This window comes from Lacticaseibacillus salsurae, assembly GCF_045862175.1.
GTDB lineage: Bacteria > Bacillota > Bacilli > Lactobacillales > Lactobacillaceae > Lacticaseibacillus > Lacticaseibacillus salsurae.
In genome coordinates, this window is record NZ_BAAFZI010000042.1 from 1 (window position 1) to 22081 (window position 22081).

The following is a 22081-nucleotide window of genomic DNA, read 5'->3' on the forward strand; positions in this document are numbered from 1 at the left end:
TGAGCGCGCTCGAGCTCAGCGACGAGCTGCCAAGGTAGTCGTAGCCAGCTAACTCAACTCATCAAAGATAACAGTTCATCTCACGGTGTCGTGCCATGGGGTGGCTAACTTGTTCTTGCAATTTGCGAAGAAGTTTTCGTACGACTTCTTATGGAAAAAATCATCGGTTACATTCCCATACTTATCAAGCAAGTCACGAACAGCCGCTGCGTAGGATTCATCTACTAGTTTTTCACAGTCCTTTAATATCATTGAACTTTGTTTCATTGTTATCCCCCAATACCCCTAACGAAGCTATGTACAAACAATTCATCAACGGCAGAAATTCATCCAGTGTCGTTGGACGTTCTCGGCGACCAACAGTCCTCTATTCGCCGCGATACTAAAGCCAAGAATTTGTGGCACTGATTCAAGAACGACCCAGTGCCATATCCAGCCTGACAGCATCAAATCTCTCTATCATATACAAAACGCTGAATCACCATGAATGAATGCGTCAAAAGTTTTGTAACGGTTGTACTATCTGTATACTGAATTACGAATTTTAGAATTGTAATCTTTAATAGATTATATCACTTATTCAACTAATCAAGCGCTTACTTCATACAACAAACAACGGCGTGCTCCATTTCGAATGAAGCACGCCGCCTTATTCGATTAGTACGCTGCGTTAGGAAAAATCATCACCCCAACAGTACGCACCATGATCTTAAAATCCATCCACAAACTACGATGCTGTATGTAATAGATATCCAACTTCACCATATCCACAAACCCAACATGATTACGCCCACTGACTTGCCACAAGCCAGTACAACCAGGTTTGACCAACAACCGTTGCTTGTCATAGTCAGTATATTGCGAATACTCACGAGGTAAGCATGGCCGAGGCCCAACCAAACTCATCGAACCGTTCAACACATTCCAAAGTTGCGGCAATTCGTCGACAGAGATCTTGCGAATCAGCTTCCCCACGCGCGTCACCCGTGGGTCTTCCTTCATCTTGAACATGGCGCCGTCGACTTCGTTCTTCGCAATCAATGCGTCCAGCTTCGCTTCAGCGTCCGTTGCCATCGACCGAAACTTGTACATCCGAAAAAACTTGCCATCCGTTCCCACCCGTATCTGTGAGAAGAACACTGGTCCGGATGGATCTTCAACTTTGATTGCAATTGCGACAATCAAGAAAACTGGCGAAATCACCACTAATCCTGCCGCGCCAAAAATAATATCGCAAAACCGTTTGGCGACGCGATAGCCGATCTTTGAAGCAACTATATCCTTATGTAAGCAGATCTGGTTATCTACTTGTGCGGTCACCAAGCGAACCCGATTAATTAAGTGCTGGCTACGTCGCTCTGACATTCTTCCACTCCCAATTCGACTCATTGATATTATTGATAAAACAATTATATCGTTTACGGGACCAGAAGGCATAGCAATTTGTTAACAATTTATGTCCTCAACACAATAACAAAAGAGTTCCTTAGCTTGACTGGTAATTTTGGCAATCAAGTCGGCAATTCCAGAGGTTTGACCATTCGAAATCCATACATTGAAACTAAGTTCGAGAATAAATCGAATTACGAAATTCATGTACGTATATGTTCGCAAGTCGCAATAATAGATAATCTCTCAGATCTAGTTAAATTGCTCATATCGTCCAACATCTTTGAAGAATGACCATACAACCATCACAATGATCACGCCCATGGGCAAAGCAGCAATTATTGATATGGTCTGAAGGTTTGCAAGCCCTTCCCCGTTGAAAATCAAGGCCACCGGCAAAACAATGAAAATAATTGCCCATATCACTCGAATTTTCTTATCAGGTTCCTGATCAACTTCAATTTCACGGTAAGAATACGAAGAAACTACCATCGTAATAGAATCGAATACTGCAATATAGAAAGCAACCATCGTAATAGCCAACAATACCAATCCGATTTGGCTCATCGGTAATGTGTGAAAGATTTTCAGGATTGCTTCTGAATATGCCCCCCCGTTGGCAATAAATCCAATAATGTCCAGCCGGTGAGTTAGTTGCAGATACATGCCATAACTCCCCATGATGATGAATGACGAGAAGGTGCCAGCAAGCCCCCAGCCATACCCACCGAGGATTAAATTCTTAAGGGTGCGACCCTTACTGATCTTAGCAATGAAAAATGGTGTCGCTACTGCCCAAACCATCCAGTATGCCCAATAATAAATCGTCCATTTCTGTGGGAAATGGTTCAATCGCATTGGATCTGTAGTCGTTGCCAATTGAATAAAGTGTTGTCCCAACATTCCTAAAGATGAAAAACCATTTTCAAGCGTGAATCGTATCTGACCGCCGCCAATCAGAAAATACAATAGAAGTGCAATAAAGAGATATGTGCAATATTTCGCTGCACGTGTGACTCCTTTTAAACCGAACAACACATTTGTTGTATAAAGTAATGCTATTCCAAATAAGACCAACACACTCAGTACAGCGGAGCTTGGCACACCTGACAAGTGTGAAATGATATCACCAATCAACGGAGTCGTCAGAGAAAATGTTGTTGCAGTACCACAAATCAAGGCAAAAATAGCCACAAAATTAATTAACGTTCCGAGTGGCCCGTCTACTCGATCGCCTAACAACCCACGACAAGCTTCCGAAAAGCGTTGCTTAGTTACGCCTCTAATGTGCAACATATATCCAAAAGCAACAGCCAAAACGAGATAGAAGCTCCATGCGATTGGCCCCCAGTGGAATAATGAGTACGTCAATCCCCATGAAAGCAGTCCCTGCTTCTGGACTAACTTTTCGCCACCATATAAGGACCATTCAATCAACGAATAGAACAAAATGTCAGCAGCCATTGTTGAAGTGAAAATCATGGACCCCCACGTAAAGTTGCTATACTGCGGTTTTTCTCCCTTTCCAAGTCGAATTGTTCCAACTTTCGAGAAGGCAATATACATCGTGGTTAAGAAACAGCCTAATCCTAACATCAAGAAAAGAACGCCGAGTCGGTCACCAACAATAAAACGTAGGTTTCCAAGAATAACTTGTGTCAAGCTTGGATTCAATAAAAAAAACACCGCTAGAAGCACAACACATGCAAATGGAACAAGCGTGATAAACCAGTCAATCTTGCGTCTTTCATTCATCTAAAGGATCCTCCGGCAGAAACTCGCTATATTTGGGATCAACACTTGCAAGCTGAGCGATACTATCAATTTCTTGTACGTCATCAGCCTTTATGCGTATCATATCTAACTTGAATTGATCGGAATGCAGAAATATGGGAACATCGTCCCAATAGATTTGATGATTCTGACGTTCTTCAAACTCATACTCAATATACTTGCGTAAAGTTAAAGCATCTTGTTCGTTCCAACGTGAGATGCTATACAAACGCCAACCAGTTAGTGTTTTGTTTCGCACGCAGCCAGTTATTCGCTTACCATCAAGCTGTAGCATCCACTCATTAACAGCATTCTCGGTCCAAATGGCCGCGTAACCTGAAGATTGAAATGCTGGACTGAATATTCGCGGATGACTGATGATTTGATCGCCATCAACAATAATTGTGTTAGCCAGGTGTTCCCGTACAACATACATTGATGAAATATTATTATACCGGTCAAAATATGGATTCTCCACAAGCGTCAGCTTCGGATACTTGTGTTCTAAGTACGCAAATTTTTCTTTTAAGTACCCAACAACGACATAAATCTCATCAATATGATTGTCGTGTAAAGCGTCAATGATAGTTTCAATCATCGGCTTTCCATTCACCTCAATCAGAGGTTTTGGCGTTTCATATGTCAGTGGACGCATACGTGTTCCTTTTCCAGCAGCCATCACTATAGCTCGTTTAGCGAAATTCATTCTAGTCCTCCATCAAGGCAATTTGGCGTAAAGCAGATTTAGAGTATTCCTTGGCAAACCGATATTGATGCATGAAATACTCGCCAAACTCAACGCCTAGATTCTGCTTGTATTGACACCAATTGCTCCATAACAAGCCACAAATTGAAATATATGAGTACAGCAAAGCACGATCTCTACTTGTAACTTTGCCTTCGAGATACTCACTTAGCAACCAATCAACCTGTGCTTGAGAATAATCAGCATATATGGCAAACATCGCAATATCAACTAAAGGATCTTGTTCACCAGCATATTCCCAGTCAATTAGCTTCAAGCTACGATTGCCTTTACGTCCAGCAAAGACAAAATTATCAAAGTTGGCGTCAATATGACACAAGACGTCTTGATTCTTGTGGTTCAAGACAAACTTGCGTAATTGGTAGACTCTGCGTTTGGTTTCTGTATAATCTTCAAAAACCGAGGGCTGCATGCCCCAAAATGATTCATAGAATTCTATCTGTTTAAACAGTTCAAAGCGTGACCCCGAACGGACTTTTTGGTGATGAAGTGTTCGGAGTATCTCAAGACACTGCCGCACTTCCGCCTTATCTTCCGGATTACTATTTCTTGCACCATCCAAGTACTCCGATATTTTATAACCATTATCGGGATTAATATACGTGACCTTCTCAACAAATGAAAAGTCTCGAATCAAATGATACACTCTCGCTTCGTTTTTTCGATTGATTAACTTACTTGTTCCTTCACCCGGAACCCGCATAATATACTTACGGTCCCTAGCTAAGAACGAGAACGAACGATTGGTCATTCCCTTTTTCAATGGCATAATATTACCTATCTCATTCTTACTGACTTTGAGTACACGACTAATCAATGCAATGACTGAAGAGTTTAGCTGGGATGAGAGCCCATCAATTGTTCTCAAATCTTCATAAGTATTAATATCAACAACTTCATTCTCTGGAAGAATACGTGGAACAAAAGACTCAATAAGTGCATCGTTACCCAGTAACACATTTTCCCAGAACATTTGCTGTCTGGTTGGATCAGTCATTGCTTGCTTGAGCTCAACAGCAATTCGACTCGAAACATCCGATGCAACATACGCAACGCCAATCATCTTGATTCCAGGGTCTTCTTTCCCATTGCGTATGTGAAACTCACCTTGTCGTCCAATTCGAACCGGAGAATATGGATCTGCTTTTCGACTCACTAGATACCATGAATAAAAGTCCGCCTTGGAGAATGGATTTTCTTTCAACCAAACATCACCAGGTACAATATACGCATTCTCAAGTTGATCGGAAGCAAGCCCCAGAGAACAGATATTGTTGAATCGCTTATACTCTTCATTAAAGACAAGACTCACACCATACTGATCAATAAGGTATTCAAAACGCTCCTTCATAAAGCCGACAACAATCGTAATGTCCGTCACATCGGCTTGATGCAACTGACCGATTAAGCGTTCAATTAATCGCTCACCATTGACCTCAATAAGAGGTTTAGGCGTCGTGATGTTAAGAGGTACGCTACGCACACCAAACCCAGCGGCCAAAATGATTGCTCTCTTGGGGTTGTTGCAACTCATAAGTTTGAGTAATTTCTGTGTTGGCGTTCGATCTGAATAGAGCCAGTCATGATTAACCAACGACTTCAACGTTTTGTTTACTGTACCTAAGGAACACACCATCTTTTGGGAAAGCTCTCTTTGCGTCAGGTCAGATTGAAGTAAATAAAAAGAAGCCTGCTTTTCAAATATGTTCATTAATTTCACATCCGTTTATTTAATGAACATATTATAGCACACTTCTACCTATTGGAAGAATTCAAATTACTTAGTTGTTATGAAACAAAAATATCCTTTAATTATTAAGATTTCAGTTCTGGATGTTATACATCTTATATTAACAAAACATCTTTTCGTAACCGACTTTGACACTCCTGAGGTATTATTTACTGCGCAACCACTGATCACACACAGTGGGGTAGTGCTAGAACCTTCCTTCACGATGCAATAAATACATCAGCGTTTCTGCAAACCCTTGTTAATCCTTCCCAAAGTCCTTTTTTACCGAAACTAACGCTGCTGCTATAACTTGATCCATATTGTAATATCGATACATGCCTAGACGGCCTCCAAAGATGACATCAGGATAGTTCTTGGACGCATAATCTCGATACTTTGTAAATAGATGATTGTTTTCCCGATTGTTTATCGGATAATATGGTTCAACTCCACGTTTCCAATCCTGTGGATATTCATGAGTGACCACTGTCTTTCCTTTATTGCCGACGCCAAACTCGAAAAACTTGTGTTCGATAATCCGTGTAAATTTAGTATCAGAATCAGTATAATTGATGACCGCATTACCTTGGTAATTTTCCGAATCAATTGTTTGTGTATCAAAACGAAGAGAACGATACTCAAGCTCGCCAAATTTATAGTCAAAGAATTGATCAATCATCCCAGTAAATACGACCTTATCAAAGTCTTTGAGATAGCTGTCTTGACGTTCAAAAAAGTCTGTCTCAAGTTTTACATCAATATTCGAATGATTCAACATCTTCTCAACAATCTGAGTATAACCACCGATGGGAATTCCTTGATATGGATCGTTGAAATAATTATTGTCAAATGTCAGCCGGACAGGGAGCCGTTTAATAATAAACGCTGGTAACTCCTTAGGATCACGTCCCCACTGCTTAGCTGTATAATCCTTAATTAATTTATTATATATATCCGTTCCCACAAGTGAAATAGCCTGCTCTTCAAGATTCTCAGGCGCTTTACCATTCAATATTGATCTTTGATCATTAATCTTGGCTTCGGCTTCAGCCGGTGTAATTACGCCCCACATCTTATTGAAAGTATTCATATTAAACGGCAAGTTATATAACTCACCCTTGTAATTTGCAATCACTTCATTTGTAAATCGATTGAACTTTGCAAATTCTTGAATATAGTTCCAAACACTCTCATTCACTGTATGAAAGATATGAGCACCATATTGATGAACCTGAATGCCCTCAACTTCTTTAGTATATATATTTCCTGCAATGTGATTTCTCTTGTCAATTACGGTTATTTCATTCCCCTGTTTTGAAAGCTCATGGGCGCATACTGATCCAAAGAGGCCGGCACCAACAATTAATATTTTCATTATATTCCTACCATTCTATTAGAAAAAGCAACAGTCGGCTGTTAATTCTTTACAATTACTGCCATAAATTCATGCAAAGCATCTTGCCACGTTGGCAACTTGAACCCTGTAGCTTTGGTCTTGGACAGATCCAAGATCGAATGCCGTGGGCGCCATGCCTTTTGTGGATATTCGGCAGACGTAACTGGTAAGACCTTGGTATTGGTGTCCTTCAAGATCTCAGTGGCAAATTCATACCAGTTACATGAGTTGTCTTCAGACAAGTGATAAATGCCGTATTCCAGCTTTTGATCAATGGCAAACGTCATGAATTCAGCCAACGTCTTAGTCCAGCTTGGACGGCCGTATTGATCATTGACCACCGTTAACGTGTCATGCGTCTTGGCCAGATCTAACATGGTGTACACGAAGTTGTGACCGTATTGACCAAAGACCCAGCTAGTGCGGATGATGTAGTATTTCTTGGCGTACTTTTGAACAGCGAGTTCGCCTTCATACTTGGTGCGGCCATATTCGTTGCGTGGGGCTGGTTTGTGGTCAACGGTGTACAATTCGTCAGAATCACCATCAAAGACATAGTCAGTGGAAATATACACGATCGTCGCGTTATTTTCACCAGCTGCGATCGCCAAGTTCTTAGTGCCGTCAACGTTGACTTTCTGGTTGATGGCTTTGCCTTCGTCTTCGGCTTTATCAACGGCAGTGTAAGCGGCGCAGTGATAGATCACATCAGGTTGGAAGTCTTTAACGTAGGCGTTAACGGCATCGGCGTCGGTGATATCCAGTTCCATGGCATCAGTGGCACGATACTCGAGACCGCGACTGTCGAGCAAATGACGTAATTCAGTGCCGAGCTGACCGTTGGCACCAGTGATCAAAATTTTCATGTGAATTGTTCTCCTTGGAAGAAAAAGCGAAGCCAAGCGCTTCGCTTTTGATTGTTGCGACAATGATCGAAACGATTATTGGCCGCTCTTAGCGTATTTGGCTTCAACTTCAGCCTTTTCAGCTTGCCACCAGTCTTCGTGTTCGGTATACCACTGGATGGTATGCTTCAAACCGGACTCAAAGTCGGTGAATTTAGGTTCCCAGCCCAGCTCAGTGCGCAACTTGGTGGAATCAATCGCATAGCGCAAGTCATGGCCGGGACGATCTTTGACTTGTTCATAGTCAGAAGGATCTTTGCCCATGTCTTTTAAGATCATTTCCAAAACCGTCTTGTTGTCTTGTTCGCCGTCAGCGCCGATCAAGTAAGTTTCGCCGATCTTACCTTTGGTCAAAATGGTCCAAACGGCACGAGAATGGTCTTCGGTGTGGATCCAGTCACGAACATTCTTACCGGTGCCATAAAGCTTTGGCTTGATACCAGCTAAAATGTTCGTGATCTGGCGAGGAATGAACTTTTCGATATGTTGGTATGGGCCGTAGTTGTTTGAGCAGTTGGAGATCGTTGCTCGAACACCAAATGACCGGGTCCAACCATGCACTAACATGTCAGAAGCGGCTTTGGTTGAAGAATATGGAGAAGATGGGTTGTAGCGAGATTCAGTGGTGAACTTCTCGCCGACGCCTTCGCCATGACCCGGCAAGTCTTCGCGCAATGGCAGATCGCCATAAACTTCATCAGTGGACACATGATGGAAGCGGACGTCGTATTTACGCGCCGCTTCAAGCAACGTATAGGTACCGATAACGTTTGAATGCAGGAATGGACTTGGATCAAGTAAGGCGTTATCGTTGTGCGATTCTGCGGCATAGTGCACGCAAGCATCCACGTCAGCCATCAACTTGTCGACTAATGGCGCATCGCAGATATCCCCGACGACTAGTTGTACGCGATCGCCTAAGATGCTTTCAAGGTTAGCGCGGTTGCCAGCATAAGTCAGCTTATCCAATACCACGATCTGCACATCTGGATGATTGTTATAAACATAATGGACGAAGTTGGAACCGATGAAGCCGGCCCCGCCAGTTACCATAATTTTCATATTAGATCTCCCCGTAGACAAAGTTGTTGTCAGCGTCTTTGAGTTGTGGGTGGTGCTTGTCTTTTTCAGACATGATCAAGTGATCTGTGCTCATTGGCCAGTCGATGCCGATATCAGGATCATCAAACGCGATGCCACGATCTGCATCTGGGGCATAATAGCCTTCCACCTTGTAGCAGAAGTTCACGTTGTTAGTCAAGGTAATGAAGCCATGTGCGAAGCCCTTTGGGACCAACAATTGGCGATGATTGAATTCGGATAAAATGTACCCTTCCCATTGGCCATATGTTGGAGAACCTTTACGGATATCGACTAAGACGTCTTCAACAACACCAGTGACTACGCGAACCAGCTTGGTTTGGGCATCTTTACCGTATTGATAATGCATGCCGCGCAAGACACCCGCTTCAGCGGACAAAGATTGATTATCTTGGTTGAAGTCGTTGGTGATGCCAGCTTCGATGAACTTCTCACGCGTGTAGGTTTCAGTGAAGAACCCACGATTATCGCCGAACACATCGGTTTCGACTAACTTCACGTCTTGTAACTTGGTTGGAATGATCTTTAATGCCATGACTATTTGGCCTCCTGCTTAACTAACTGTAATAAGTATTGCCCATATTCCGTCTTCTTCAACGGCTGAGCGAGTTTCTCAACTTGCTTGATGTCGATATAACCCATCCGGTAGGCGATCTCTTCTAAACAAGAGATCTGTAAGTTCTGCCGGTGTTGGATCGACGCAATGAACGCCGACGCTGTTTGTAAGGACTCATGTGTGCCGGTATCAAGCCAAGCAAAACCGCGACCCATTAATTCAACATCCAGTTGTCCGCGACGTAAGTATTCTTGGTTGATATCAGTGATTTCCAGCTCACCACGCGCAGATGGCTTGATGTGCTTGGCGATTTCAACCACGTCGTTGTCATAGAAGTACAAACCAGTGACCGCATAGTTAGAGGCTGGATGTTCAGGCTTTTCAATGATGGACTTGGCGTGCATGTTCTCATCGAAATCGACGACCCCAAAGCGTTCCGGATCGTTGACATGATAACCAAAGACTGTGGCGCCAACTGGCTTAGAAGCAGCGCGTTGCAGCATCTTAGACAACCCACCGCCATAAAAGACGTTGTCGCCTAAGATCAAGCACACGGAATCATCCCCGATGAAGTCTGCAGCTAAGATAAACGCCTCAGCCAAGCCATTGGGGTGTTCTTGGACTTTATATTCTAAGTTCAAGCCCAAGTCATGCCCGTCACCAAAAAGTTCTTCAAAGCGTGGCAAATCTTTTGGCGTTGAGATCAACATAATGTCTTTGATCCCTGCCAACATCAAAGTTGACATTGGGTAATAGATCATTGGTTTGTCGTAAATCGGGATCAATTGCTTTGAGATCGCCCGAGTGATCGGATACAAACGTGTGCCGGACCCACCCGCTAGGATAATACCTTTCATTTTGAACAAATCCTCCATTCATGCTACCGCGTATGTCTCAGGCACGACTTTAAAGTCATCGACATGTTGAACCGTCTCCTCCTAACATGGGTTAGACAGTCCTAAGGGGCCTTGTCAAGGCTCGAGCTTTGTTGTTATGAACTCTACGATCATCCTTGGAATTCATCAGGTTCATGTACTGAGGTTCCAAAATAGAACGCTAAGGCCTGCAAAATACGGTAAGAGGCGTGCCCATCCCCATAGGGATTCTTAGCATCTGCCATTCGTTGATACTCTGCTCGGTCCTCCAATAATTGAACCATTGCTTTCTTGACTTCCGACGGATCAGTGCCGACAAGTTTCAATGTTCCGGCCTGAACACCTTCAGGCCTTTCGGTGGTATCTCGTAAAACAAGTACGGGCTTTCCCATTGATGGCGCTTCTTCTTGAACACCGCCAGAGTCAGTCATGATAAAGTAGCTGCGTGCCGCTAAATTATGAAAATCCACAACGTCCAATGGCTCGATGAGATGAATTCGAGAATCATTTCCAAGATATCGTTGAGCAAGCGACTGGACTACTGGGCTTAGATGAACAGGATAGACAATTTCGACGTCATCATGAGAATCGACTACTTCTCTCATTACTTTGAAGACACGTGCCATCGGTTCACCTTGATTTTCACGACGATGCATGGTCACTAAGATCATCTTTTTTGTGGAATCAACATCATCCAAAACGGCATGATGATAGTTTTCGCTAACGGTCTGTTTTAAGGCATCAATAGCAGTGTTACCAGTTACAAACACAGCGCTTACTTTATGTGATTCTTGTAGCAGATTTCGTTTGGACTGAGACGTAGGTGCAAAGTAAAGATCTGCGAGTACATCTGTCATCTGTCGGTTCATTTCTTCAGGGAAAGGACTATACTTGTTCCACGTACGAAGCCCCGCTTCCACATGACCGATTCGAGTCTTATGATAAAACGCCGCTATGCTCGCTGCTAGCGTGGTTGTCGTATCACCATGCACGAGCACAATGTCGGGCGTCTCATCGTCAATTATCTGGCCGAGCTTTAAAATTACATTACTGGTAATCTGATCTAAACTTTGCCTGTGCTTCATAATATTTAAATCATAATCTGGCACAATTTCAAAGATGTTCAGCACTTGATCCAACATCTGCCGGTGTTGTGCAGTGACAACGGTTACCGTTTCAAACTCTGCACTACGCTGCTTCAGAAGCAAGACAAGCGGTGCCATCTTTATAGCTTCTGGGCGAGTGCCAAAAACAGTCATAACTTTTATTTTCTTTGTCATTATTTTTCTCCAGTGAGCATACTCAAATTTGCACTACTTCCAGTGAGCCTCGAAATGATGGTGTGGCTTTCTTTTTTCCAGTGGAGGTAATTCGAGATAGTTTCCGTAATCATCACTGAGGATCTTTTCAGCCATCAGTGGGATCGGGCAGTTCAGTTCTTCAAAACTCGTTAGTCTACCTGATTGAAAATATTCAACTGGCCACACAGTATCGTATCCTCCGATTAAAACCGAACAATACCGTGAGGAGTTCAAAGGGTATTTCGCGCTCAAGTCTTGCAACTCGTGAAGATACCGTTTACTTCCTTTCATTCTATAAGGAGTATTTTTAAGCCACTTTAGAGTGCTAATCAACTTACCTGAATTTGATGAAGTCAAGCTTTGACTCGCATTTACCCATTTGTGAAATAATTTAGCCGCTGTCTTTCCGACTTTATGTGCTTCTGACAAATCCGAAGAACAACCATCCAAAATAAAAATATCAATATATATGCCCATCGGAATATCATCTCTAAATCCGTATTGTTGAATCAACTCAGTATTATTGTCAATATACTTTGGATATGGTGATTTATAGTTCTTGCAAGTTTCAGTGGAAAGTAAAGAATACCGATGCTCTCCACGAGATTTACAAATCGTTACGAAACGATTGTATTCTTCCCTTGGCATGATGATATCAATATCATCATCCCATGGAATGAACCCCTTATGCCTAAGTGCTCCAATCAAGGTGCCATAAGCTAAATAATACTGTAACTGAAATTCTTCACACAACTTGTTAAAGTCAGACAGTATATTCAGAGTTATGTGCTGAAATTCTTCAATATCTGTTATTGGTACTCCACTCAAAATAGCTCCTCCAAAACTGACAAAATTCTAAACCTTAGTCAACATTCGCTTGAACCTTGCTCTCATACGTTGATATGCAAAGACCACTTGCGCGCATAGTACCACTGGATGACTTGCAGCCATATACGAAGTTAGAACGATTAATCGACTTTGTTGCAGTATTTTAAGCTTACGCAACGTACTTTGAATACTCTTATTGATGCTTGTTGACTGTTGATGAATATACGTTTCGTTGGTGAGGAGGAGTGTGGTGTATCCCTTAGACTTCAGCTTAATTCCCAAGGTTGTCTCCTCCCCGTATAAGAACATTCGTTCATCATATCCTCCAACAGACAGGAACATACAACACCTAAGCATAATTAGCGCACCGGGAACGCATTCAACTTCAAGTTTGTCACAAAAATCAGCGTTATCCTGAGAGACGCCATGCCAACACAATCTAGAAATCAAGGTGTCGGAAAATGCATACTCAATAGGGCTGGGAATATTCCACGAAGTATCAGCAATTTTAGCACCATCTTTATTTAACTGAGTGGCAGAAACAACAGCGGCGGAGGAGTCTTCTAGGATAGCCTGTTTCATCTTAGATATGGTATCTTCAGTGATCGTAATATCAGGATTTGACAACAGCACTAGATCACATTTCAGTTCATTATAAGCGTATCGTATCCCGAAATTATTACCAGCTCCATATCCACCATTTTTTGGCGTAGACACCAGATAAACGTCGGAACTGCAAATCTTTTTTAGTTGAGCTAACGAATCATCCGTAGAGCAATTGTCAACAATCAATACACAATCCAGCACGCCGGAATCTTCCATATTCTTGACAAAGGTAGCCGTCGTCTCGTAGTCATTATAGTTCAAGACAACGCAACAACACCTTTCTTGACACCTTCCTGGTAGATTAACCATCATGCTCTTCCTCCAACTTAACTCCTACGTTTCAACATCAGCACACAAATCCGAGCCCACCGGGCAAGAAACAGCAATGAGTAATGTGATCGGATATGATGGACTACTTTGCCAGAAAACGACTGTGAATAGTCATTAAATGTATCAGTTTCTGTATTGCGAACCTCTAAATACTTAATTTTATTGCTTGGCAGATTTTTATGAAACCAGACAAGTAACAAATATTCGGATAAGAAACCGTCAACACGTGGAATTCTCTTATGTCCCTCAGCTTCCATTTGCACATCATATCGATCGAGTACATCAAAGAGCCATGCTGAATACTGTTCAAACAAGTGTCTCTTTGTAATCAACATGTTACCCCATGTCGCGAGTTTTCCGTATAGTACACGATTAAATGAGTCAACATATTCAGGATAGACGTCATGGATAATTTTCTCTATAGTCACCCAGTTGATGTCCTGTTCTTCTTTTGACTTATTGTTATACAATGTCCCATAACCAGCGTATTTTGCCGTTGGAAAGGATAATATAGCGTCCTTTTTCTGCAATATTTCTTCGATTTGTCGATCCGTTATAATGTCTTGATCATAAGAAGTGGATTTATCATGATAATCAAAGAAATATCGACGATAATGGACTAACCCAACATACTTAGACTTAATCGTGGAATTTTTCCATTCCCAATATTGCGCAGTTAATTCACAATAATAGGCATTCTCAGAAGAAATATTGATTCCAGTATTATCACGTTGCCAATTAGGATGCAAGGTTTGCAAATGATCATCGGACCCAACCTGAACAACTTGATAGCATTTAGGTAACTTCGTATCATCAAAATCTTTATGCGTAACTACAATTACTTTCAATTCTTCGTTCATTTTTATCAACCCCACACCTATTTTTTTAGACTCTCAAACAACTTCATTAATCTACGCCGATTTACAAGTATTCCAATGACAATCAGCACCAACACAGCATATCTTACAACGATATTTCTGTAGAGAAGCAATGAAATAAAAACGAAGAGCACTTCCATTATTGACAGCGCGAAAATAAAATTAACATTGTATGGCTGTGCTTCTGGCATTTTGTTGCGAATAACAATTTTCATGAATCCGTAGTGAGCTCCACTAAAAACCATGTAGCATACTAATGTTGTGTACCCAGCTGCAAGGTATCCAAATTTCGGTATGAAAACTAAGTTTAACAAGATATTCAAAACAGCACCAAGAACCGATGCCACCATCACAAATTTGTTTTCCTCAAAGAAGAACTCGACATTCGCAAATATGGGATAAAGAAAAATAAAAAATATCGATGCTGAAACGGGTGGAATAATATAAATAGCTTCGTAATATGCAGGCGGGGCAAAAATCTTGACCACCTCAGGACCAAAAAGCATAACCAGAACAGAAAGAATTGCCACCAAAGAAGTCAGAGCGTTTGTGGTGCTTCGAAGTTGAGAAAATTTTCTCTTTGAAATTTGATCATATGTATATGGAATAAACGAATTATTGATTGCATTCGTTACAAGTGCCATCAATGAAGAGATATTGTAAGCAACGCTATAGATGGCGGCCTTATCCTTCCCAACCAAAGCGCTAATCATAATGCGGTCGGATTGTTGCAATACAGTTTGTGATAGATAGTGAGGAATTAACGGAATATTAAACGCTAATGCAAACTTCCAATATTTTCTTACAAATCCTTGCTTTCCTTTTCTGAGGTTGTACAGGTAAAAGATGAAACCAATGCAAACTTCCACTAGCACGTATGAGATGACTCGCGCTTCAGCCTTATAAGTAGTGCTAAGGACTGCAATAATTCCGATTAGCGGTGTCAGAACGGATTGCAGTAATGTAACAATTACCAACAACTTATACTTGTACTCAAAACGTTGTCGTGCCGCCCAGAAGGAATATGCTGGGGTAAAATACAACTCAACGAACATTACCATCACAAATAATGTGGAGAGTCCAAATACTGAATTCCAAAAATTGTGGAAAATTAAATATATGATAAACACAACAGTCGTCACGACTGTTGTTAAGACTTGAAGTGACGAAGTGAACCCGTCCCTGTTATCTCTAAACTTAACCATCCCATTGTTAAACACACCATAGAATAAGTTGAGTGTAGCAAATATTGCTACAATTGAAGACCAAGATTGATACACTGAAAATACACCGAACTGTGCAGTCGTTAATATTCGTGTAAAAACTGGCACGGTAATCATCGATATACCTTTTTGAAGTATATTACAAACGGCAAACCAAACAGATGCCTTCAGCGGGGCAGAGAGTGCCTGGTATTTATGAATGTATTTATTGATAACTCCATCTTTCACGCGAGGTCTCCTTTCTGATCAATCAAAACTTCCTTCTTCCACGAGCATTTGTAGGTGCTCACAAGAATTTTTAATGCACAAATCCGAATAAAAAACGCCTCGGACATCCTTCCGCATTTTCTCAAATTCATCAGTGCTTTTCGTTAAAAGCTGTTTGAGATAATCGTGAAGTGCTAAGAAGTTATCTGTCTTAAAGCCAGGAGTTACATCCGAATAGTCGAAATATAAATCTCTATCCTGAGACAGATAATTATCCAGATCATAATCGAAAAAAACTATAGGTCTGTTTAACAAAAGAAAATCAATGTAACAACTCGAATAATCAGTAATCAAGATATCAGCATTTTTTTCAAGCCCTTGGCTATCAACGTCTGTACCAGTAAAGTCGACTATTCTGTCAAATTCGCCAGTGACATCCGGTTCTGCATTATGATAGTAATGTTTTTTTATAATAAATATCGAATTCGTATACTCCATCAATTGTTGCAACTTTGGTAAGTCTAAGATCTTGCTTACGTCAATCTTAACTTTTCCAGATTCACGATGAGTAGGCATGTACAATATCGTTTTGTTATGGTCTGGCAACGCTACGTGGCTAGGATCAACAGCTTTTTCAAAGAAAACATCATTGCGGGATTGTCCGCAAAGCCTAATGTGTTTTTCGTCAACACGGAAGGCACTTTGATAAATCTTTGCAAATGTTTCACTTGTTGCCAAGTAAAAAATTTTGCGAAGTGGATATTTTTTTAATTCCAGTGAGAGCTTCCATTGTTTATTTAATCTTTGCCCCGCGGCCTTGGAATCATCGTACATGATTTTCTTCAATGGAATGCCATGCCATTGATTTATAAACACCGCGTTGCCCATGCAGAACTCGTTAACGTCTCGGACGCTCGTGCAAATAAACACATATTTAGCTCGTAACTGTGCAACAATTCCCAAAAATGATGAGGCATATTCAACTGGTAGACCTTGATCCACTAAGGTTTGATATACCTCAGAGCTCTTAGTAATCCATACGGGCTTAATATCCGGACGATTCTTTATCACATACAGGTACTGATACTTTGGATTATCTGAAAACTTTGTTCCAAACCAAGCTCCGAACACGTACCGATTTTTACTTCTCGGAATAAGAACCGATAAAAACATGCCTAAAAACTTTAAGATTCTCAAATCATTTCCTCCAAGAAACCAATCTCACTTTGCTGCGTCCTTCTGGCCACGATAACGTATTTGATTTTCAAACAATATCATGGCAATTGGGATTATCATTGTCTTGTTGTAATCGAGAAAAGAAAGGCTCACGTTACTAATAAAAAGATATGTCAGCAGCATAATGCTAATAATTCCAGTCCTCATATAATAGTTCCCACGGGCAAGTAACATAACCGACCTTACAAACCAGCAAATAATCCATACTAGCATCAGGAGACCAAACTTATTTACAACTCCTAATAATCCAACATCACTCTGATAGTACATTCCATATGGTCCGCTAGTTAAATTGGAAGTAGATGGAACAAATCCCATACCAAGCAGTGGGTGCATCGTGATCTGATTGAAATAATATTTTACCTCATCAATACGGATTGCAACACCCGCATCCGTGTTCGTAAGTGTAGCAATCACAGTAGGCAATTTAAATATCGCAAGCCCTGCCACAAGTAAAACCACCATAACTATCAATAGGCTCTTGAAACCACGACTGATTTTTCTTGAAACTATTAATGCAATACAACTTGCTATCAATAAATATACAACAAGGCTTCTTCCTTTTGCCACAAAGATGAGGTTAAATAGTATAATTATCGAAATGAAACCATACTTATTAAATATTCGAAATTCACGGTTTTCTTCGAGTGATTGTCCAAATGAAATCAAAAATCCGAGGATATAAAGAATTGAAGCAAGATTATATCTTGGACTACCATACCGCACAGATATGCTCGTGCCGAGTTGCAAAATATCGTTCCCGCGGAGTAAAAACACATATTCAATTATAGAGACGATAGTTACAAGTAGTGCCGAAATCACAATCACTTTCTTGATAACTTCAACAATTTCTGTCTTAAATGACATTGAATAAAAACAATAGTATGAAAGCATTGGGGTATAATAATACATTGCATCCTTCAAAATCATTCTTCCGGAGCTCCCATACTGAAGAACAGAACTAAACATTTCAACAGCAATGAGAATCATAAAAAAATACCACAACGAGCGATACTGTTCCATTTTTCTGATGCGCAATTTATCGACGAATAAAATCTGAATGATGATGAACACGATGCTGACGAATAGTAGAATCATGTACTGTAAGTCGTTGAAGTATACATGTGGAGCAATCAATGAACCCAGTCCAAAAAGACGACTCATTGAAGCAGCAACAAACACGGTATAAATATAAGCAACTATAGTGCTCTTCTTATTTTGTTCCACGCATTTCACCTATTCTTTGATGGCGATCTGTTCGTACAATGCAGTTAAACGTTCCTCCATAATTTCCCAGCTGAACGCATTTTTATAGAGTGTCCGCCCTCGTCTTCCCATGGCATTCCATGCATCCCGATTCATGATGAGTTCATTAATTCCGTTCAGGAGACTGGACTGACTTTTCTCTACGACGGCACCAAGATCGTGATCAGCAATAATTTTGTCGACACCTGTATTTCTGAACATAATTATAGGTTTTCCAAGAGCGAGTGCCTCGTAAAACTTATTGGGTGCAGCATATCTATGGTTCGGAATCGCAGGATCATAGAGCGCTATCATTAAATCACAGCTCGCTTCCAAGCGAAGAACATCTTGATAGCTCATCTTTCCGTACCAAAAAATATTCTTGGAATTTCTTGCACGTTCGGCAACCATCGTTGATAGAGCACCGATTCCACCAATGTGCAACTCCAAGTTAGGGATCAGTTCCACCGTGTCTAGCATTAACGAGATACACCTGTCTTCAACAAGATTTCCTACGTATACCATCCTTGTTTTTCTAGGATGACTATCTGAAGGAAAATTTTCATGGTCTATTTCAGAAAACTGAGATTGCGCTGGCGAGTTTTCAATCACGAATAAGCGTTGGGGGTTTGCCGGTGAAATCTGTTGACGCCGTTGTTCACTACATATGATAACGGCATCAGCATGATTAATTACCCATGTCTCAAATACTCTGCCAAGCTTGCGTACAGTTGCGCTACCGTGGGCTGTGTCTGCGAAGTAATCAAACACGTCATAAACCAGTTTTTTTCTGAAAATAACCCACGGAATTAATGCAGGCAATATAGTATGCAGATCACACGCATGAATGCAATCATAGCTCTTACGATTCATAATCAGCCATTTTGATGAAAGTACAACATAACGAATAAATGCTTTAGCATTGTTCTTCATGCCAACTCCCCAACCAGCTTTGATACCTATCCTTACTATCGGTACATCTCCATTTTTCAAGTTCAAAAAACTTTGTGTTATTGAATGTGTACTGGCTCGATCCCATGCCAGGACTTTGGGTTCTATTCCATTTATATTGATCATGGAATTGACCTCTTTTTCAACTCGAGGATCTGGATTCACCCCATTGGAACGCAATAAAATTACTCTCATCTTATCCTACCGTATCTCAACTCAATGGCTGCTGTGTTCATGTTCATGATTCATGTTCAAGTCATTTTTAATCTTGGTGGTACTGATCTCCTTCGTTCTAGAAACGTAGCAAACCTCAACGCCTTCCTCGGTCAAGAAATCAAATTTTCCTTTCCAATCGTCTCCCATGACAAAGGTATCAATCGCATATCGATGCATGTCACTTCGTTTTTGATCCCAATTCTCCTCCGGAATAACTAAGTCAACATATCTAATAGCTTCAAGCAATTGCTTTCTCTGATCATAACTGAAATACGTTTTTTTTTGTTTCTTTTTCCAATTAAACTCATCTGTAGATAGCGCAACAATCAGATAGTCTCCTTTCGCCTTTGCACGTCGTAATAGATTTATATGTCCATAATGCAATAGATCAAATGTTCCATATGTAATTACTCGTTTCATCAGATGATACCTCCGGATTCAATTAAAGATTACAATTGCAAATGACCATTACCATCACTATTGATGAACATTTGCGTCAAACAAATCTTCATATTCTTTAGCTATTTTTTCCCAACTGTATGCTTGATTAATTCGCATCTTTGCCTTTTCACCAAGTTGATGAATTTGATCGGCCCCTAGCTCGTCTGCATGATTAACTAACTGTGACAAGCTTCCAGAGTCTTTGTTCCAATAATAAGCCGCATCTTCAGCAACTTCTCGATTAAACCCAACGTTCAACAGTAAATTTAAATCTGTACTTCCAAGGGCTTCTAGAAGACTTGGATTAGTTCCGCCAACTTCATGTCCATGAAAATAACCATATGCCTGTTCGCGAATCTTCTTCAACAATTCTGTATCATACACAGTACCGACGAATTTAATGCGGGGATCACTCTTGAAATGCAGCTTTTTCTCAAGCTTGTTCAGAAATTCTTCATCAGAGGTTGTAATAATTGCAAAATCTTTGGTTGACCTTGACTTCATGAACTCCTTAATCATAGTTTCAAAATTATTTTCTGGAACAAATCGACCTACCACTAAATAATAATTTTTTGGACTTAGCCGGTGTTTAGCATACCAGTCCAGTAATTTTGAGTTTTCATCGGTAAGTATTGATTTTTTAGTGTCTGCACCATAAGCAATGAACGTTGTCTTCGGCCTATATTGGCGGTAGTCGGTCCTTATGTACGCCTCAATATTTTTACTATCACAAACCAGCAAGTCAGCATGTTTAACCATCAGACGTTCTGAATATTTCCAATAACGACGCACTGGCGCGCTCCATTTTGCTCGTTTCCACTCGTGCCCATCTGGATTGACGTAAAGTTTGCCACCAAGAGCATGAATTTCTTTGGCGAAGTATCCAATAAAGGGCCCGATGCGGCAAGCAAGAACATAAAAAATGGGATGTGAAATTTCTGGCCGCGCTTGGCAATACCTAATGCAATGTCTCAAGGCAGCAACGTCATAATAGATTGCCTTTGCAGGTCCGATTTCAGGTACATTAATGTCAAAGCACTTCGCCCCGTTATGCTCATATCGTTTCGTGTCCTTGCCCAATCGCGCAACATGATATCGAATAGAACCATTGGTCTGCAATCGAGTTAACATTTCTACAAATGTTTCGAAGCCACCATATGCAGCCGGAATTCCTTTACTCCCGACGATAAAAACCTGCTGTTTCTTGGTATGATAATCAGGATTTGTCTTGTGCACTGGTAATTCGGCGACTGACAAACCGTTTACTCTAATCTGGTTGCTCATTTGTTATGACTCCCTTAGCGTAATAATTGCTCATTTCCTAATAACGCCGATGTTGAATGTGATTGCTCACCTGAATATCCCTTTTTGTTGTGTACAAAGACAAAGATTAAAAAACCGATTGATTTTAGAAACGACTTAGTTTTTAGTATAACTCATTCGATTGCAACCTCAACTTCATAAAATCGCTTTCTCATCGATGAAATAATTCTGTAATAGAATAATCTAGAGCACCTTTGCAAAATTACGGTATTTTTTGAAAATTCCTGATTAATGAAATAATCAAATTATTCATACAAAGCATCTTCCAAAACACCTTAACATTCTTGCACAAGAACCATTGGGTGGCAACTGATTGTTTTACTACCCACTTTTTAATCTGCTAGAACGTGTCACTAGTCTACAATATTCCTCCAAAAACTGTCATCTATGCAAAAAGCTGCGAGGGCAAACGTCCTTGAAGCTCTCTATCTTTAGTCACCTTTAACCATCACATATATTTTCTTCAATTCACCCACGTAAATCCCCACCCCACGATAGCGCATCCCCATCGCTTTCACGATCTCTGCTTGTGTTAAACCATCTCGCAATAAATGCAACACTTCTTGATCATATTGTGGTAACTTGCGAATCGGCTGATTTGCCGTGGCATGCTCTTCCGGCGTTGCTTGCGTCAGAAATCGATAATGCATCTGCATTTTTCTAGTCGCAATTGCATCGTAAGCAGGAGATAACCACACGTTCATAACGCCAAAATCGGGTCAAGGCACATCTCTATGATGTGTCTTGGCCCGATTTTCTATTGCTAGTCCAGACTAATGTTCCATGGCAAGTATGGCGCCAGC

At 40.9% G+C, this 22081-nt stretch carries 20 protein-coding genes; all 20 read right to left on the reverse strand.

Annotation, left to right across the window (positions count from 1 at the left end):
• Positions 1-657: 657 nt before the first annotated feature.
• Entirely contained in the window at positions 658-1365 is a 708-nt protein-coding gene (locus tag ACKTSG_RS10650; protein ID WP_407894609.1) for a sugar transferase, read from the reverse strand.
• A gap of 276 nt (positions 1366-1641) precedes the next feature.
• Complete coding sequence (locus ACKTSG_RS10655) at positions 1642-3144, reverse strand: BCCT family transporter (RefSeq protein WP_407894611.1); 1503 nt, start codon at positions 3142-3144, stop codon at positions 1642-1644.
• Positions 3137-3868 carry an NTP transferase domain-containing protein gene (locus ACKTSG_RS10660; RefSeq protein WP_407894613.1) on the reverse strand — a complete coding sequence of 244 codons (732 nt, stop codon included), beginning with the start codon at positions 3866-3868 and terminating at the stop codon, positions 3137-3139. Before ACKTSG_RS10660 ends, ACKTSG_RS10655 begins: the two co-directional genes overlap by 8 nt.
• A gap of 1 nt (position 3869) precedes the next feature.
• Complete coding sequence (locus tag ACKTSG_RS10665; RefSeq protein ID WP_407894615.1) at positions 3870-5639, reverse strand: phosphotransferase; 1770 nt, start codon at positions 5637-5639, stop codon at positions 3870-3872.
• A 280-nt stretch (positions 5640-5919) separates the two neighbouring features.
• Complete coding sequence (gene glf / locus ACKTSG_RS10670) at positions 5920-7035, reverse strand: UDP-galactopyranose mutase (RefSeq protein WP_407894617.1); 1116 nt, start codon at positions 7033-7035, stop codon at positions 5920-5922.
• A gap of 41 nt (positions 7036-7076) precedes the next feature.
• Positions 7077-7922: a dTDP-4-dehydrorhamnose reductase gene (rfbD, locus tag ACKTSG_RS10675; protein ID WP_407894619.1), complete on the reverse strand. Its 846-nt coding sequence runs from the start codon at positions 7920-7922 to the stop codon at positions 7077-7079.
• A gap of 75 nt (positions 7923-7997) precedes the next feature.
• Positions 7998-9023 carry a dTDP-glucose 4,6-dehydratase gene (rfbB, locus tag ACKTSG_RS10680; RefSeq protein ID WP_407894621.1) on the reverse strand — a complete coding sequence of 342 codons (1026 nt, stop codon included), beginning with the start codon at positions 9021-9023 and terminating at the stop codon, positions 7998-8000.
• 1 nt (position 9024) lies between these two features.
• Positions 9025-9597 carry a dTDP-4-dehydrorhamnose 3,5-epimerase gene (gene rfbC / locus ACKTSG_RS10685; RefSeq protein ID WP_407894623.1) on the reverse strand — a complete coding sequence of 191 codons (573 nt, stop codon included), beginning with the start codon at positions 9595-9597 and terminating at the stop codon, positions 9025-9027.
• 2 nt (positions 9598-9599) lie between these two features.
• Entirely contained in the window at positions 9600-10475 is an 876-nt protein-coding gene (gene rfbA, locus ACKTSG_RS10690; protein WP_407894625.1) for a glucose-1-phosphate thymidylyltransferase RfbA, read from the reverse strand.
• 149 nt (positions 10476-10624) lie between these two features.
• Positions 10625-11773 (reverse strand): non-hydrolyzing UDP-N-acetylglucosamine 2-epimerase, encoded by a 1149-nt coding sequence (gene wecB, locus ACKTSG_RS10695; RefSeq protein WP_407894627.1) that lies wholly within the window; start codon positions 11771-11773, stop codon positions 10625-10627.
• Positions 11774-11806: 33 nt separating this feature from the next.
• Positions 11807-12622 carry a LicD family protein gene (locus ACKTSG_RS10700; RefSeq protein ID WP_407894629.1) on the reverse strand — a complete coding sequence of 272 codons (816 nt, stop codon included), beginning with the start codon at positions 12620-12622 and terminating at the stop codon, positions 11807-11809.
• Between the two features lie 27 nt (positions 12623-12649).
• Positions 12650-13540 carry a glycosyltransferase gene (locus tag ACKTSG_RS10705; protein WP_407894630.1) on the reverse strand — a complete coding sequence of 297 codons (891 nt, stop codon included), beginning with the start codon at positions 13538-13540 and terminating at the stop codon, positions 12650-12652.
• Positions 13541-13554: 14 nt separating this feature from the next.
• On the reverse strand, positions 13555-14418 hold the full coding sequence (locus ACKTSG_RS10710; protein ID WP_407894632.1) for a DUF4422 domain-containing protein: 864 nt from the start codon (positions 14416-14418) through the stop codon (positions 13555-13557).
• A 17-nt stretch (positions 14419-14435) separates the two neighbouring features.
• Positions 14436-15887 (reverse strand): lipopolysaccharide biosynthesis protein, encoded by a 1452-nt coding sequence (locus ACKTSG_RS10715; protein ID WP_407894634.1) that lies wholly within the window; start codon positions 15885-15887, stop codon positions 14436-14438.
• 18 nt (positions 15888-15905) lie between these two features.
• The gene (locus ACKTSG_RS10720) at positions 15906-17063 is read right to left on the reverse strand and encodes a CDP-glycerol glycerophosphotransferase family protein (RefSeq protein ID WP_407894636.1); all 1158 of its coding nucleotides are present in this window, start codon (positions 17061-17063) and stop codon (positions 15906-15908) included.
• Between the two features lie 24 nt (positions 17064-17087).
• Positions 17088-18329, reverse strand: coding sequence for a hypothetical protein (locus ACKTSG_RS10725; RefSeq protein WP_407894637.1), 1242 nt, complete (start codon positions 18327-18329; stop codon positions 17088-17090).
• 9 nt (positions 18330-18338) lie between these two features.
• Positions 18339-19424 carry a glycosyltransferase family 4 protein gene (locus ACKTSG_RS10730; RefSeq protein ID WP_407894639.1) on the reverse strand — a complete coding sequence of 362 codons (1086 nt, stop codon included), beginning with the start codon at positions 19422-19424 and terminating at the stop codon, positions 18339-18341.
• Positions 19425-19514: 90 nt separating this feature from the next.
• Complete coding sequence (gene tagD, locus ACKTSG_RS10735; protein WP_407894641.1) at positions 19515-19934, reverse strand: glycerol-3-phosphate cytidylyltransferase; 420 nt, start codon at positions 19932-19934, stop codon at positions 19515-19517.
• Between the two features lie 57 nt (positions 19935-19991).
• A complete protein-coding gene (gene cps2T / locus ACKTSG_RS10740) occupies positions 19992-21239 on the reverse strand; it encodes a beta 1-4 rhamnosyltransferase Cps2T (protein ID WP_407894643.1) in 1248 nt (415 codons plus the stop codon).
• A gap of 470 nt (positions 21240-21709) precedes the next feature.
• Entirely contained in the window at positions 21710-21928 is a 219-nt protein-coding gene (locus ACKTSG_RS10745) for a hypothetical protein (RefSeq protein WP_407894644.1), read from the reverse strand.
• Between the last annotated feature and the right edge of the window lie 153 nt (positions 21929-22081).

Excerpts from the sequence above, each read along its gene's own strand:
- cps2T (WP_407894643.1), bottom strand. The coding sequence starts at position 21,239 with ATGAGCAACCAGATTAGAGTAAACGGTTTGTCAGTCGCCGAATTACCA.
- ACKTSG_RS10730 (WP_407894639.1), bottom strand. The coding sequence starts at position 19,424 with ATGATCAATATAAATGGAATAGAACCCAAAGTCCTGGCATGGGATCGA.
- ACKTSG_RS10705 (WP_407894630.1), bottom strand. The coding sequence starts at position 13,540 with ATGATGGTTAATCTACCAGGAAGGTGTCAAGAAAGGTGTTGTTGCGTT.
- ACKTSG_RS10655 (WP_407894611.1), bottom strand. The coding sequence starts at position 3,144 with ATGAATGAAAGACGCAAGATTGACTGGTTTATCACGCTTGTTCCATTT.
- ACKTSG_RS10650 (WP_407894609.1), bottom strand. The coding sequence starts at position 1,365 with ATGTCAGAGCGACGTAGCCAGCACTTAATTAATCGGGTTCGCTTGGTG.
- ACKTSG_RS10660 (WP_407894613.1), bottom strand. The coding sequence starts at position 3,868 with ATGAATTTCGCTAAACGAGCTATAGTGATGGCTGCTGGAAAAGGAACA.
- rfbC (WP_407894623.1), bottom strand. The coding sequence starts at position 9,597 with ATGGCATTAAAGATCATTCCAACCAAGTTACAAGACGTGAAGTTAGTC.
- tagD (WP_407894641.1), bottom strand. The coding sequence starts at position 19,934 with ATGAAACGAGTAATTACATATGGAACATTTGATCTATTGCATTATGGA.
- ACKTSG_RS10745 (WP_407894644.1), bottom strand. The coding sequence starts at position 21,928 with ATGCATTATCGATTTCTGACGCAAGCAACGCCGGAAGAGCATGCCACG.
- rfbD (WP_407894619.1), bottom strand. The coding sequence starts at position 7,922 with ATGAAAATTTTGATCACTGGTGCCAACGGTCAGCTCGGCACTGAATTA.
- ACKTSG_RS10710 (WP_407894632.1), bottom strand. The coding sequence starts at position 14,418 with ATGAACGAAGAATTGAAAGTAATTGTAGTTACGCATAAAGATTTTGAT.
- wecB (WP_407894627.1), bottom strand. The coding sequence starts at position 11,773 with ATGACAAAGAAAATAAAAGTTATGACTGTTTTTGGCACTCGCCCAGAA.
- rfbA (WP_407894625.1), bottom strand. The coding sequence starts at position 10,475 with ATGAAAGGTATTATCCTAGCGGGTGGGTCCGGCACACGTTTGTATCCG.
- rfbB (WP_407894621.1), bottom strand. The coding sequence starts at position 9,023 with ATGAAAATTATGGTAACTGGCGGGGCCGGCTTCATCGGTTCCAACTTC.
- ACKTSG_RS10665 (WP_407894615.1), bottom strand. The coding sequence starts at position 5,639 with ATGAACATATTTGAAAAGCAGGCTTCTTTTTATTTACTTCAATCTGAC.
- glf (WP_407894617.1), bottom strand. The coding sequence starts at position 7,035 with ATGAAAATATTAATTGTTGGTGCCGGCCTCTTTGGATCAGTATGCGCC.